At 38.6% G+C, this 14,586-nt stretch carries 13 protein-coding genes and 1 pseudogene; all 14 read right to left on the bottom strand.

The genetic code is table 11. The features are described 5' to 3' along the window. Positions 1–73: 73 nt before the first annotated feature. The 14 genes and pseudogenes from arsC to NSQ71_RS09055 all read right to left on the bottom strand — a co-directional run bounded on the left by arsC (position 74) and on the right by NSQ71_RS09055 (position 14,241). Positions 74–496 (bottom strand): arsenate reductase (thioredoxin), encoded by a 423-nt coding sequence (arsC, locus tag NSQ71_RS09120; RefSeq protein ID WP_340733735.1) that lies wholly within the window; start codon positions 494–496, stop codon positions 74–76. 20 nt (positions 497–516) lie between these two features. Continuing rightward, positions 517–1,578: an ACR3 family arsenite efflux transporter gene (gene arsB, locus NSQ71_RS09115; RefSeq protein WP_311066111.1), complete on the bottom strand. Its 1,062-nt coding sequence runs from the start codon at positions 1,576–1,578 to the stop codon at positions 517–519. A 31-nt stretch (positions 1,579–1,609) separates the two neighbouring features. Next, positions 1,610–1,957 carry an ArsR/SmtB family transcription factor gene (locus tag NSQ71_RS09110; protein ID WP_340733731.1) on the bottom strand — a complete coding sequence of 116 codons (348 nt, stop codon included), beginning with the start codon at positions 1,955–1,957 and terminating at the stop codon, positions 1,610–1,612. Positions 1,958–2,500: 543 nt separating this feature from the next. Then, positions 2,501–3,163 (bottom strand): methionine ABC transporter permease, encoded by a 663-nt coding sequence (locus tag NSQ71_RS09105; RefSeq protein ID WP_063388321.1) that lies wholly within the window; start codon positions 3,161–3,163, stop codon positions 2,501–2,503. After that, positions 3,156–3,860, bottom strand: a complete 705-nt coding sequence (locus tag NSQ71_RS09100) for a methionine ABC transporter ATP-binding protein (protein WP_340733728.1) — start codon at positions 3,858–3,860, stop codon at positions 3,156–3,158. The genes NSQ71_RS09105 and NSQ71_RS09100 overlap by 8 nt, the downstream gene beginning before the upstream one ends. 200 nt (positions 3,861–4,060) lie before the next feature. Beyond that, positions 4,061–5,311: an IS4 family transposase gene (locus NSQ71_RS09095; protein WP_339192832.1), complete on the bottom strand. Its 1,251-nt coding sequence runs from the start codon at positions 5,309–5,311 to the stop codon at positions 4,061–4,063. Positions 5,312–5,483: 172 nt separating this feature from the next. Beyond that, positions 5,484–6,359: a MetQ/NlpA family ABC transporter substrate-binding protein gene (locus tag NSQ71_RS09090; protein ID WP_340733726.1), complete on the bottom strand. Its 876-nt coding sequence runs from the start codon at positions 6,357–6,359 to the stop codon at positions 5,484–5,486. A 15-nt stretch (positions 6,360–6,374) separates the two neighbouring features. Continuing rightward, positions 6,375–6,550: pseudogene (locus tag NSQ71_RS18535) on the bottom strand (acyl-CoA dehydrogenase family protein); the annotation flags it as partial. 131 nt (positions 6,551–6,681) lie between these two features. Next, the gene (locus NSQ71_RS09080) at positions 6,682–7,707 is read right to left on the bottom strand and encodes an ABC transporter permease (protein ID WP_340733724.1); all 1,026 of its coding nucleotides are present in this window, start codon (positions 7,705–7,707) and stop codon (positions 6,682–6,684) included. Further along, positions 7,700–8,692: an ABC transporter permease gene (locus NSQ71_RS09075; RefSeq protein WP_327856746.1), complete on the bottom strand. Its 993-nt coding sequence runs from the start codon at positions 8,690–8,692 to the stop codon at positions 7,700–7,702. The genes NSQ71_RS09080 and NSQ71_RS09075 overlap by 8 nt, the downstream gene beginning before the upstream one ends. Continuing rightward, positions 8,670–10,193, bottom strand: coding sequence for a sugar ABC transporter ATP-binding protein (locus NSQ71_RS09070; protein WP_327856745.1), 1,524 nt, complete (start codon positions 10,191–10,193; stop codon positions 8,670–8,672). The genes NSQ71_RS09075 and NSQ71_RS09070 overlap by 23 nt, the downstream gene beginning before the upstream one ends. Positions 10,194–10,248: 55 nt before the next feature. Further along, on the bottom strand, positions 10,249–11,343 hold the full coding sequence (locus NSQ71_RS09065; RefSeq protein WP_327856744.1) for a sugar ABC transporter substrate-binding protein: 1,095 nt from the start codon (positions 11,341–11,343) through the stop codon (positions 10,249–10,251). A gap of 254 nt (positions 11,344–11,597) precedes the next feature. After that, positions 11,598–12,803, bottom strand: a complete 1,206-nt coding sequence (locus tag NSQ71_RS09060) for an acyl-CoA dehydrogenase family protein (RefSeq protein ID WP_327856743.1) — start codon at positions 12,801–12,803, stop codon at positions 11,598–11,600. A gap of 94 nt (positions 12,804–12,897) precedes the next feature. Continuing rightward, the gene (locus NSQ71_RS09055) at positions 12,898–14,241 is read right to left on the bottom strand and encodes an LLM class flavin-dependent oxidoreductase (RefSeq protein WP_340733718.1); all 1,344 of its coding nucleotides are present in this window, start codon (positions 14,239–14,241) and stop codon (positions 12,898–12,900) included. Between the last annotated feature and the right edge of the window lie 345 nt (positions 14,242–14,586).

Raw genomic sequence — 14,586 nt, 5'->3', positions numbered from 1 at the left:
CCTAAAAAACACGAAGAGCCCGAGAAAGTTCTCCAGGCTCTTTTTGTTATTGATATGGAGGGACTGAAGGAAGTTATTCACCAGTCTCAGCAAAACGTTTAATTCTTTCACCAATCTCATCGCGAACACGCATGAAAACAGCCCATTTTTCTTCTTCTGTCCCCTCTGCCTTCGCAGGATCATCGAATCCCCAATGTACGCGTTTCACGTGCGGAGGTGTTACCGGGCAATGGTCTGCGGCGTGACCGCATAATGTTACGACCAAATCCGCTTTATTTAAAATTTCCGGATCAATGATATCCGATGTTTGGTTCGAAATATCAATTCCTACTTCTTTCATGACTTTTACCGCGTTTGGATTTAATCCGCGAGCTTCGATACCGGCGCTGTACACTTCCCACTCGTCGCCAAGATATTTTTTTGCCCATCCTTCTGCCATTTGGCTGCGGCAAGAGTTGCCAGTGCATAAGAAGTAAATGATCTTTTTGTTTTTCATGTTTTATTGCACCTCTGTTGTTAGTATGATACTGATTCGGTTTTAAAGTATTTTCGCTGAAACCATAATGCTACGTTGACCAATGCAATCATGACAGGCACTTCCACAAGTGGTCCAATGACAGCTGCAAATGCTGCACCAGAATGGATCCCAAACACGCCAACAGCTACAGCAATCGCTAACTCAAAGTTATTGCTGCCGGCTGTAAAGGCAAGTGTGGTGGTGACAGGGTAGCTCGCTCCAAATTTCTTCCCCAAGAAGAAGGAAACGAAAAACATCAATACAAAGTAAATGAACAATGGAATGGCGACTCTCACTACATCCAACGGCAAACTTACGATAGCGTCTCCTTTTAAAGAGAACATGACGATAATCGTAAACAATAAAGAAATCAATGTAATCGGGCTGATTTTTGGAATGAATACTTTTTCATACCATTGTCTGCCCTTTGCTTTTACCAACAAAAAGCGCGTCACCATTCCGCCAAGAAACGGAATTCCTAAGTAAATGAACACCGACTTGGCGACTTCCGTCATTGTAATATGAACGACAGCACCTTCTAGTCCTAACCATTCTGGAATGATTGTTACAAACACATACGCATAAACAGAGTAAAATAGCACTTGGAATACAGAGTTAAACGCTACAAGCCCAGCTGCGTACTCTCTGTCTCCTTTCGCTAAATCATTCCAGACGATCACCATCGCAATACAACGTGCCAGACCGATTAGGATGAGTCCGACCATGTATTCCGGCTTATCCGGCAAAAATACAATCGCCAATACAAACATCAATATTGGTCCAATAATCCAATTTTGTACAAGGGACAAAACCAATACTTTTATGTCTTTAAAGACGCGTCCCATCTCCTCGTAGCGAACTTTTGCTAACGGAGGATACATCATGAAAATTAAACCAATGGCAATTGGAATCGATGTGGTTCCTGCCTGTAAACTGTTTATTGCGTCTACAAAGCCCGGAAAGACAGATCCAAAGCCAATTCCTGCTGCCATAGCTAGGAAAATCCAAAGCGTTAGATATCGATCCAAGAACGATAGGCGTTTTTTCCCCGTGTTATTCATTTTCCCTCCCAATTAAATTAAAATTAATAGGTTAACAACCACAACGGAGTGTAGGGTTGGTTTCCTCAATCTTACGAATATTCTCTGTTTGATCTGGAATGTGCTGCAGAATTTCTTGAATGAAATCATATAACTCATTTTCTAGATTGAGAGAATAATAAATCCATTGCCCCCTTCTATCTTCTTTTACTAATCCTGCATCTTTTAACTTGCGTAAATGCTGACTAATAGCCGGCTGACTCATATCAAATACTTCTAGAAGCTCACAGACGCAACACTCGCGTTTCTTTAAAATGGCCATAATCGTTAAACGTGTTTTATCACCGAGTAGCTTTAAAACGTGTGCTGCTTTTTCTATTTCCACCACTGCTTTTTGCATTTGGAACACCCCCTATACATATAGTTATATAAATATTTACTTATATAACGATCTACTTTATGGTTCATCGCACACTAAAAAATGTCTTTTCATATCCACGACATGAATACTGTTTAGTATTATCATTTCCTTATCTTCAATAAACATATAACAATATACTTATATAAATCAACGGAAAATACGATTTTTAACATAATTTTTATAATTGACCCGAAAGTATGAAAGAAATTTTTAAAGTCAGTGCAAATAACTTACACAATTGATTATGAGGAAAAAAATAAAACGTTAAAATTCCCTACTTTTTTAAGAAGCCAATACTATGTTTAAAACAAGAAGCTGTTGAACAATAACCCATGTCAACAGCTTCCTTCATCTATATAAAATTAAAAGAGGGGGAACAATTGTTAATCGCATTTTCTTATGCGAGACTGGATTTTACTAAAACTTTATAGAAGATCTCGATTCAAGCAATGCTTTGAAACGAATCATCATTTTGTTAAGACACTATGTTCAAAAATCCCGCAATAAATGCCTCCGTTTAGCTTATCGTTTATCCAAAAAACTGGCTAAACGGCTGCCGCTAATTTGAATAATGGAAACTAAAATGATCATGATAACAACTGTAGCAAGCATAATATCCGGTTGATAACGATAATAGCCATTTCGAACGGCAAAATCTCCGAGACCGCCTGCGCCAACAACACCCGCTATGGTAGAATAAGATATTAAAAGAATAATAATATTAGATAAGCTGACTACCATTCCTGCTCTCGCTTCAACAAACATTACTTTCCATATAATTTGAAATATATTAGCTCCCATTGAAATAGCTGCTTCGATGACCCCTTTATTTACTTCCACTAAAGATTGTTCTATTAGTCTGGCGAAATAAGGAATAATAGCGATCGAAAGCGGTACAGAGGCAGGAACCGTTCCAACGGATGTTCCTACCAACAGCCGAGTAAACGGAATGACAGCTACGATTAAAATTAATAATGGAAATGCGTTAATTAAATTCACTAATGAATTTAAAATATTGAAAATATGCGGCTGTTCTAATAATTGCCCTTTTCTTGTTAAAAACAGAATCGTTCCTAAAGGAATTCCAAATAGTATGCCAGCTGTTACTGAAATACCTACCATAATGGCTGTTTGCTTAGTGGCTTCTATTATATCAGGAATTTGTTGAATGATGTTTTCAAACATTTAGGATCATCCTTTTGTCCTTATTAAATATTAATTTAGCAATATCAGACTTAGGATTATATTGATTGTCTGATAACGAAAATTCCTCTAAAATACTTCCTTTTTCCATTACGGCTACTTTATTGCAAATTTTTCTCACTACATCCATTTCATGTGTAACAATAACCATCGTTATATTTAGCTCTTGATTAATTTTCTTTAAAAAGGATAGAATATTATCCGTTGTTTGTGGATCTAAAGCTGATGTAGGCTCATCACATAACAAAATTTTCGGGTTCGTTGCCAAAGCTCTTGCGATGGCAACTCTTTGTTTTTGTCCCCCGCTTAAATTAGAGGGGTATTGATTTGCTTTATCTTCTAATTGAACTATGGAAAGACATTCTTCTATTATACTTTTACGTTTAACGGATGGTATTCCGGCAATTTCTAATGGAAAAGATACATTGTCATAAACCGTTTTATTATGAATCAAGTTAAAATGTTGAAATATCATGGAAATCGATTGTCTCATATGCCGCAGCTCTTTCTTCTTTAAAGCCATTATATTTCTTCCTTCAATAAGAACCTCCCCTTCATCAGGCTTTTCAAGGAGATTGATTGTACGAAGCAGAGTTGACTTTCCTGCTCCGCTAAATCCGATAATCCCATAGATATCCCCTTTTTCCACTTTTAATGATACGGATTTAATTGCTTCCAATTTCTCATCTTTTTTAATTTGATAAGTTTTCTTTATATTTTTTCAGTAGCGTTGCATAAAAAAATTTAATGTTTGTCAAGCTCAATAAAAATTCCAGTTATTTCATGTAACTGAATATTCAGACATACAATCTTTCTAAGCAAGCTTAAAAGGACAATGACGTCTTAATCGGCAGTCCATTTCCACAATTTGGTAATATATTACAGAAACATTGGATCATAAACTAAATCGTCTAGGTGTTCCACCTCCCCTTCTTCAAATTGGTACACGATGGTTTCAAAATCTTTTTCCCAATGGTATTTTTTCCGACCGTTGGACGTTCGAATTGGCTTTTTAAAAAGGGAGCGAACAAAACAGTCAAAACCTTTAAAAAGCAGATTCTGTAAAGTTCGCTTGATCTCTAATAAAGGACCATCGTGATTCACTTTTAATTGGAGCATGGCCTGTAAGCAATAGGTGATTAGGGCGATCCAAATTTGATTGTAAACGGCATTTTGACTTTTTCCATAAAATCTTTTTATCTTAAGGTGCTGTTTCATCCATTTAAAGAAGGTCTCTATCTTCCAGCGATATCGGTATAAATCTGCAATCTCTTCCGCAGAAAGATCAAAGCAATTGGTTATGATGATCACGGGATTCCCTTCGCTGTCGACCGTTTCGATCAATCGGAGAGGATGAGTCATTTTGGTATGATTACGGTCATTTCCTAAAATGACAATCTGATCCCTATAAATCAAACGTTCTGGATTGGGAATCCGTTCCGATAAAACTTCAATCTCTGCGTTCTTTTTAAGCCGGGTAATGAATCGCACCCCTTCTCGGCATAAGCGGTCGAACTGTTTGTAATCGACATACCCTCGATCAAACAAGTAAATCGCATTTGGATCGATTTCAATGAGTTCGTCCATCTGTGTGCGATCGGCATGTTTCGCGGGTAAGATAATCCCTTGATCCGGAACAGTGATATCCTTCGTTACAACAACCTTTAAATGGAGTCGAACACCAGCCTTTGTCTTACGAAAAGTTGCCCATGGATATTGGCTCAAACTCATGCTCATCGTGGTAGAATCAATGACCAGAAGACGACCAATGTTTCGGATGATCGGGGCATTTTTCATTTGCCCTTGGATCTTTAAGACCAGATATTTAAATACTTTTTCAAACAGTTGAGGGGATAATTGGCCTAATTTGCGAGAAAGTTGCGAAGTACTAATTGCATCAAATTCCAGATATGTCTGCAACTCTTCCTTGTCTTTCAAATGTTTGGCCAATTTTGTTAAGCTTTCCAATTCGTTTAACTGAGCGATGATACAAAGTTGTAAAAACTTATACGCCGTTAATTTTTTAATGTATTTGTCAACGTCAATCACATTAATTAGTTTTGAAAAAGTTATTGGATCGATCTCTTTAAATAGTTCATTTATTGTGGATTCTGTGGTATTCTTATCCATAATGGTTTCTCCTTATTCTTAGGATTTGGATAGGACTGCCAATCCTAATTATAAGGAGTTTTTTTATATCCAAAAAGATGAAATTTAACATAAAATTGGGCTTGACAAATTAAAATTAACTTAATGCAATGCTACTGATATTTTTTAAATGTATCATTTGTGACAGCCCCCATTATTCAAATACTGGGATTATGTCCCCATGGAATGTTTCCTCAATGAATTTTTTAACCTCCGGTGTATGCAAAACCTTTTTTAATTTTTGGATTTTTTCGTCATTTTGGTTGTCTGGTCTAGTCGTGATAACGCCTATAAATTCAGAGCTAGAGTCTTCCGCAAGCAGCGCATCTTTTAAGTGAAGACCAACTGCTGTTTGATATCCTCCTAAAATAAAAGCTAAATCTACATCATCAAGAGATTTTGCTGACATTCCTTGATCTAATTCGATAATTTTGAAATTTCTTTTGTTTTCAATGATATCTTTTTTAGTTGCTTGTACTCCTACCCCTTCTTTCAATTTAATGAATCCATGTTTTGCTAAGAAATCAAGCGCTCTTCCGTTATTGGAAGGATCCTGCGGTATACTGATGGTTGCCCCGTCAGGAACGTCTTTTATGTCTTTATAACGCTTTGAATAAAGTCCGGAAGGCCAAGCAAGTACTTTAATCGCTGCAACTAAATTAGTTCCATGCTGCTTGTTGTAAGCTTCCATATAAGGAATATGTTGAAAAGCGTTCGCATCAACACTTTTGTCATGAACGAGCTCATTAGGCTGAATAATGTCATTTACATATTCAATTTTTAAATCTATACCTTCCTCTTTCAACTTAGGTTTTATAAATTCAAGTATTTCTGGAAAACCATTAAACGAAGGATTCGTTGCTATTACTAATGTATCTTTATCTTCACTGGCATTAGTAGCTTTTCCACAACCGCTTATTAGTACCATTAAGCAAATTATGTAAAACAAATAAGAAAGTCTTTTCATTTTGTCTTCTCCCCCAAAATCATTTATTATTGTTATTTCTTTTATTTTTTCTGGATGATGCATCTTTTTAGTTTATCCCTAATCCAACAAATTTTTCCCGATCATTTCTCGCGCGATATGATTGATGGTCCCATGGCGATGCCTGCTCGGGCATCTCGATATAATCTTTCCAAAGTTCCTTCACGGTAACCGAATCCGCCGCTGATATCAAGTCCTATTTGTGCTACTTTATTCGCTGCATCAGAAGCGTGTACTCCTGCAAGTTTTTATTACCTACAGGTGAAATCTGACAAAAATGAATTTATACATAATTTGTTTGGAATTACATAATAATTTTCATTGAAAAGTCCATGCCGACTCTGTGACTCTATCAAATAGTTTTACGCTAGGTACTAAATCTTTTTTTTGAGACAATGGCGTCTATTAGAAGTATAAGAAAGATTAAAAGCCCTCTTGCAACGCCTTGCCAGTAAAAATTAATTCCTATCAAGCTAAGGCCGTTAGCTACAATACCAAAGAAGAGAACTCCAATTAATGTTCCAGGTATGTTCGCATGGCCGTGACGACTTAAGGTACTTCCTATAAAAACAGCACCTATCGCATCCATTAGGTAATAACGGCCGCTCAAAGGTGTATAGGCTGTTAGCACAGAGGAACCAATTATTCCTGCTAATGCGCAGATAACACCACTTAATAAAAAAGCATAGATTGTATATCTTCCAATTGGTATCCCTGAAAGAGCAGCCGCTTCCTTTTTGGCCCCTAAAGCATATAAGTGACGTCCAAAAATAGTTCGTTTAAGGACAAAATGTGCGATGAAAGCTGTTAAGAGAGCGAGAAGAATAGAAAACTTAAAATCGATCCGGCTTCCTTCTTCCGCCTCTAGAACGAATAAGCTGCCGCGCCCTAAAAACTTGAATATTTCATTCATTCCCGGCAGATAAATTGGCTCGCCACCTTTAGTTACAATTTTTTCTATGCTTTCACCGATAAAAAGAGTCCCCAATGTTACTAGAAAAGGCGAAATGTTGATTTTGACGACAAAAAAACTATTAAAAAGGCCTACTACAGCTCCTGCAGCTAATCCCAAAAGAATAGCTGGTAACCAATCAAACCCTTCCTGTAGCATCATGACTGCAACCATAGCTCCAATATCAAATGATACGGCTACTGAAAGATCTATTCCGCCGCTAGCGACTACAAAGCATAATCCAATAGACACCAAAGCTAATATTGAAGATTGACTTAAAATATTTGCAAAATTGCTCATACTCAGAAATGAAGGGGTGGTAATGGAAAAGAGTAAAATGACCCCAATCAAGGCAATAAGAGTACTAAAGTGTGTTAAGCTTTTTTCAATTTTTAGAGTATCACCTGAATAAAAGCCTTTTTTAACAGTAAGTTTAGACATTTCTACTCATTCTCCTTTGCTGTGTCGTCGTAATCGAAACAGCCATCAGTATTAATCCCCCCTTAATTGCATAAACCCAGTATGCTGGAACGTTTATTAAAGTAAATCCATTAGATAACATCCCTACAAAAACCGCGCTAATGATTGCTCCAGGAATATTAGGTATAGAAAGACGTGTAAAAATAGCACTCATAAAACCCGCTAATATAATATCTAATAACATAATGTCTCCTATTCCTGGTGAACTGCCTGATAAACGGGCAGTTACTAGCAAACTTGCAATTGCAGCAGTTATCGCTGCAATTATATAAGTCATAGCCAATACAATATGAATATTAACTCCGGCTGTTCTCGCAGCTTGTGGATTGCCACCAACCGCATATACCCAATTGCCGAATACTGTTTTATGATGCAAAACATATAAGACGAAACCTACGATAGCGAATATCCACACGGGAAATGGCAACCCCAAAAAGCGAGTATTGGCTAGAGAAATTAAAGTAGGATCAGCCACGCTTACAACGGCATTGTTCGTTACAAGCATGATCACACCTTGAAGCAAATACATCATAGATAAAGTTCCTAATAAAGGAATGACTTTTAGTTTTACAACCGCAAATGCATTAATGATTCCAATGCATATACTGCATAAAACTGCCACTCCATAAGCTGCAAAAAAGGGGTACCCATTATGAATTAACACTGCTGTGACTGCGACATTTAGAGCAAGATTATTTGCTAACGAAAGTTCATTTCCGCCTCTGATCACATGATTACCGCCGCCGATCAATACAGAAGCCATTCCGCATGAAACAATGCCTAATGCACTTGACTGAACTAAAATATTAATCAAATTTTCCGGAGTTAAAAAAACCGGTGAACGAAGCGAGAAATATACGGCTACAATGAAAAATGCTGCATATCCACTATATCTTAGTAAATGATTGATATTGATAAAAGATTTACTCGTTGTTGCCTGAGTCATTTAGGCCCCCTCCCATCATACAAACCATCACCTTGTCCGTTGTAAGTTGATCTCCAGCCAGTTCCTGTATAATTTCACCGCGATACATGACTAAAATTCGATCACATAGACCGACCAATTCCTGAAGGTCTTGGGAAATTAAAAGCACTCCAGCTCCTTGTTCCACTATTTGATTAATAAGAGTATAAATCTCTGCTTTAGCCCCTACGTCCACAGCAGCAGTGGGTTGATTCAAAATATATAACTTTGCCCCACTGCTTAACCACTTAGCTATGACCACTTTTTGCTGGTTCCCGCCACTCAGGTAATTTACTGCTTCCTCTTGGCTTGGAGTGCGAATTTCTAACTTTTCTATCAATTCAGCCGTTTTTTGAGATTCCCTGGCAGTGTTAATGACTCCCACTTTGCTTACTTCCTTTAGACTTGCGAGTGTGATATTTTCTCGAACAGACATATTCTGAATGATCCCAAGATTTCGTCGATCCTCATGTACATATCCCATCCCTAAAGACACCGCTCTCTCGGGATTAATACGCAAGAGACGTTTTCCCTCGAATTCTATGCTTCCATAAGTGATGCCGGAATGATCATATATTGCCATGCCAAGTTCAGTATGACCTGACCCCATTAATCCAGTAACACCAACTATCTCACCGCTGCGGATTTGAAAACTTACATTCCGAAATAATGTTGTATGGGTTAAGTCCTTAACATCCAATAACGTTTTTCCTATAGTCCTATTTTTTGAAGGAAACTGATCACCTATATGACGACCAGTCATCATATATACAATATCTTCAATCGTTAACCCTTTGGTTTCTGTCGTATTAACCTTGCCCCCGTTGCGTAATACTGTAATGCGGTCACAAATATCAAGGATTTCACCCAAATAATGTGATATATAAATAATTCCAATTTTCTTTTTACGTAGTTCTCTAATAATCTTGAATAATTGATCCGCTTCACGTTTAGCAAGAACGGCTGTAGGCTCATCAAACACGATCACTTTTGGTTGTTGAAGCAATGCTCGACAAATCTGCAGTAATTGCTGTTCTCCCACAGTTAAATCTCTTACTAGTTTGTTACCAGGTAAGGGAATTCCCACTGTTTCCCTTAAAACTTTTTCTGCCTCCCTTTCCATGGATCTCCGTTTTATCAATTTTAAGGGTGTATAAGCAGGCTCAATGCCTAAAAATAATGATTCAGCTACAGTGAGATAAGGTACAACATACCTTTCTTGATGTATAAAGTGAATTCCGAGCTTTTTTACGAATCTCGGTGTCAAATGGTCTAGAATCTGACCCTGAAAACGAATTTCTCCTCTATCTTGACTATAAATTCCAGCTAGTATCTTCATTAGTGTCGATTTTCCGGCACCATTTTCTCCAATGAGGCCGTGAATCTCACCGTCACGGAGCTGGAAATTGACATTTTGAAGAGCCTTTACTCCGGGAAACTCCTTACTGATATTGATCATTTCCAATATGTAGTCTTCACTCATAAACCAACCTTCACTCCTCTCAAAACCTGTACCAAGTCAAGGAAGACTTCATAAACTATTTCTTGAATAAAATCTTCTTAGCTTCTTCTGCATTGTCTTTTGTTACAAGGAGTGGATCGACATAAACTGATTTTGGCACCTTTTGACCAGCCAAATAACGAGCGACTGTATCGACAGCTGACTGACCAATTTTATATGGCAATTGTGCCATATCAGCTGCAAAGGAACTGTTAGGATCTGCAACCATATCAATGGCAGCCGGATCTCCGTCTACACCATAAACCTTGATATCTGAGCGTCCCGCAGCATCGACAGCCTGAGCTGCCCCAATACTGGGTATGTCCCAAGCCGCCCAAATCGCCTTCAGTTCTCCTTTTTTAGGATATTTAATAAGTAAATCCTGAACCTTCTTTCTAGCATCCTCTATTGTTCCAGGAATAACGTCCTGTAATTCCGGTTCAATAAATTCAATTTTGGGATAATCTTTTGCCACATATTTCATCATGTCATAGCGAATGGCGCAAACACGTACCCCGCTAAATCCATTGAAAACAGCGATTTTTCCTTCTCCTCCGATATCTTCAAACATTTTACGCGCTAACGCCTCACCAATGTAATAATTATCAGACATATGATTGGTGATACTATACTCACTTGGATGATCAACAGTAAATAAAGGAATTTTTGCATCATGTACTTTTTTTAGAACTGGAGCAAATACTTTTGTATCACCAAGCTGCTTGATGATTGCATCAGGCTTCTGAGAAATTAAGTTTTCAATATCCGCAATGTGCTTTTGGTCATTACGTTCACCATCAACTGCAATCGGGATACCTCCCAATTCTTTTATACGGTCAATCTGTCCCTGAAAAGCTTGCCGATCCCAGTTATGGTATGTTCCAATAACCGCTACACCTATCTTCTTACCTTCAAGGGAAGGGACAGGCTTCCCATCAACAACGCCCTTAACACCAGAATCTTTATTATTTTTCGAATTACTTTCCTCACTGGAGTTGTCATTTACAATGGTATTAGCTTCTTTCAGCTCAGTATTGTTTGCCGTATCTTTAGAGCAAGCAGAAATAATAAAAATACTCAAAATTAACAATAACGTAAAACAAACTCTGTTAATCTTGCTTATTGTCGGCATATCTTTCCCCTCCTAAAAAACTCATAAAACCTTGTCTGAATATAATGAAGTAATTCATTACTGCCAATCTTTGGTATTAATTACTCGTATAATAACCAATGTCTTCAAGTAACTTGACAAATTGATTTGTAAAGAAGAATTTCCTCATTGTTTTATGAGTTGAAATTCTTTCTAATTAAAAGGGTGATGAAATTGTAAAGCTTCTAAAGTTATAAGGATTATGTGTCTGTGTCATTGTGAAATTCCTTTATATTTTACTTAACATTCCACAGATCATCCTTAATCCCAACAAGTTGTTTCCCGATCATTTCTCGCGCGATATGATTTGATGGTCCCATGGCGATGCCTGCTCGGGCATCTCGATATAATCTTTCCAAAGTTCCTTCACGGTAACCGAATCCGCCGCTGATATCAAGTCCTATTTGTGCAATCTCATTGGCTGCATCGGAAGCTAGGACTTTGAATTCAAGTAAAGAATTTTTCAGCTCTTCTGGAGCGTATTTTTCTCCGCTTTCTAACCATTCATCCAATTGAGAAGCTAAATCCTTCTGCCAGGCTTGCAGGCTGTCCGTTAAAATTTTCGCTTTTGCTAGCTGGCTGCGAATAACTTGATAATCGCTTAATGCCTTATTGACATCCTGATGAACTTTCCGCTTAGCATATGCAAGTGTTTCATCCAAAATCCCGATAGCGGTTCCTGTCCATGTTGCCCCTAGACCAATCAGGTAAGCGATACCGTTTTGAACAATTTCTTTTCCCTCACCTTCTTCACCTAAACGATCCTTTTTATCTACAAAAACATTACGAAGGGTAAGCGAAGAGCTGTGATTTCCACGCACTCCCAGCGCTGCCCATTCTCCAGCTTCTATCCCTTCTTGATGACCGTCCACAATAAAATAAGTAATGTCATCTGGTGATTTAGCATTTGGTGTTTTTGTTTGGAATACATAAAAATCCGCAAATCCACTGCTCGTGGTGAAAGATTTTTGAGCATTAATAATGTACCCGTCATCCGTTCTTACAGCTTCACTTATGTTGTACCAGTAATGTCCTCCTGTTGCTCCTTCGCTGGTTGAAGTTGTACCAAACTTTCCACTGCGAATCGGTTTCAACCACCGTTCCCATTGATCTTCATTTCCATGAGAGTATATCGTGCGGGCTGCCTCTACATGCATAGTGTAAATAAGTGCAGTGGAGGGACATGCCTTCGCTATTTCCTGAACAACAATTGCAAAGGCAGAATAGTTCAATCCCAATCCCTCTAATTTTTCTGGAAGTAAAATACTGTTAAACCCCTCTTTTGCAAGAACGGCGATATTTTCACTTGGAAATTCTTTGCTTCGATCAATACGATCTGCATTGGGACGGATAACTTTATCCACAATTTCACGAATTTTTTCACGTACTTGACCGAGTGTTAACGTGATAGGATTTTCATTTTCAGAAATAATTCTTGACATAAGCTTTCATCCTCCCTATATAAATGATGGTTTTTCCAGCCCATCCTCACTTTTTCTCGAGGAAAGGTGAAAACTACAGCATTTGCTCAAGTTTTTAGGCGTTCAGGGCCTTCAGATTATCCCTTAATGTTCCGTTTTCAACATATTCTGTCCTTACCAAACCGCGTTTTTGTAAAATTGGCACCACCAACTCAACAAACTCTTCCAGTGAGCCGGGCAAATAAGCTGGACTTAACAGAAAGCCGTCTCCTCCTACTTCCTTCATTGTCTCTTCCATCCAATCGGCTACTTGCTCTGGCGAACCTACTAACTGTGGAGTCATGACGCCGCGACCATGTAACATCCCAGCCTCACGAATGGTTATATTTTTAGAACTACTATGTTTATAAGCGTCAATCATTCCTTGAATACCAGGCACTTTTAAATCAGCAATTAATTCGTCCAGTCCGTGTTTGGATAAATCGTAGCCCAAGTGACCGGACAAGATCGTTACCCCTGCTTCAGCCGGAACGAGAGAATTGTGGAGTGCAGCTTTCGCACGGGCAATTTCCTCTGTTTCTCCAACAAATACTTGCAATCCAAAACAGACTCTGACATCATCCGGATCGCGCCCAGCTTTCACTGCTCCTTCTTTCAAACGATTGTAATAAACCTTCATTGCTTCGCGATCAGGCTGAAGAGTAAAAATAAGTTCGGCATGTTTAGCGGCAAATTGGATTCCGCGTGATGATTGTCCAGCCTGAAGGATAACCGGGCGCCCTTGCGGGGAACGATCGATATTCAATGGGCCTTTGCACTTGAACCATTTTCCTTCGTGATTGATCGGATGCACTTTTTCCGGATCGGCAAATATGTTATTTTCTGCATCCATAACGATTGCATCCGGCTCCCAGCTGTCCCATAATTTGTAGCAAACCTCCATATACTCTTCCAGCCGATCATAGCGCTGATCGTGGGATAAATGATACTGTTCAACACTCAACCCAAGGTTTTCAGATGCATTCTTATGAAAAGCAGTGACAACATTCCAGCCGACACGTCCACGTGACAGGTGATCCAAGGTGGCCAGTTTGCGTGCTAAAATGTATGGTGGATAACCTGCCACCGAAAACGTCATGGTCAGGCCAATATGCTTTGTTACCGCACCCATAAATGCCATTAAAACTGACGGTTCATAACAAGGCACTTGCGAGGCATAGCGAACGGCACTTTTGTAGCTGTTCTCATACTCGGAATAGATGCCTTCCGTATCGGCAAAAAATACTGCATCAAGTTTGCCTCTTTCGGCGATTTGGGCAACCTCTTGCCAAATCTCCGGACGATTCCATTGAAAAGCATTCGTCATCGTCATATTCCGCGGATGCTTCCATGTCGCGCTGCTGTGATGAGTTACAGGCGGACTCATATATTGAAGCAAATGCATTTTCTTCTTTTTCATGAGCTGTTTCCTCCCTACAATTCATTCCAATCATATTGCGTTCTGGCCAAAATTTTTATTGCCATGACCACCTGTACCGATAACAAGGAAGTTCTTTATTCGGTAAAGCGTGAATATTGTATTAAATAATTTCTGTACTATTTTGAAAAGAAAAAAGATTTTGATATTATCATCCGGAATTTTTCAGCACCTCCTCGTTCAAGACCTACCCGCCCATAAGTAAGGCTGATTTGCTCTCTTTTTTATGGAGTTCGCTCATACAACTCTCCTTATGAATCCATGCGAAAAAAATTTGTGATGTTTTTTTCCTCAACATGCCGAATTAACTCAACTGTCTCCATACCA

Source organism: Aeribacillus sp. FSL M8-0235, from assembly GCF_038000355.1.
GTDB classification, from domain to species: Bacteria; Bacillota; Bacilli; order Bacillales; family Aeribacillaceae; genus Aeribacillus; species Aeribacillus composti.
The sequence above is the reverse complement of the archived record's forward strand: the minus strand, read 5'-3'. Positions and strand labels throughout refer to the sequence as shown.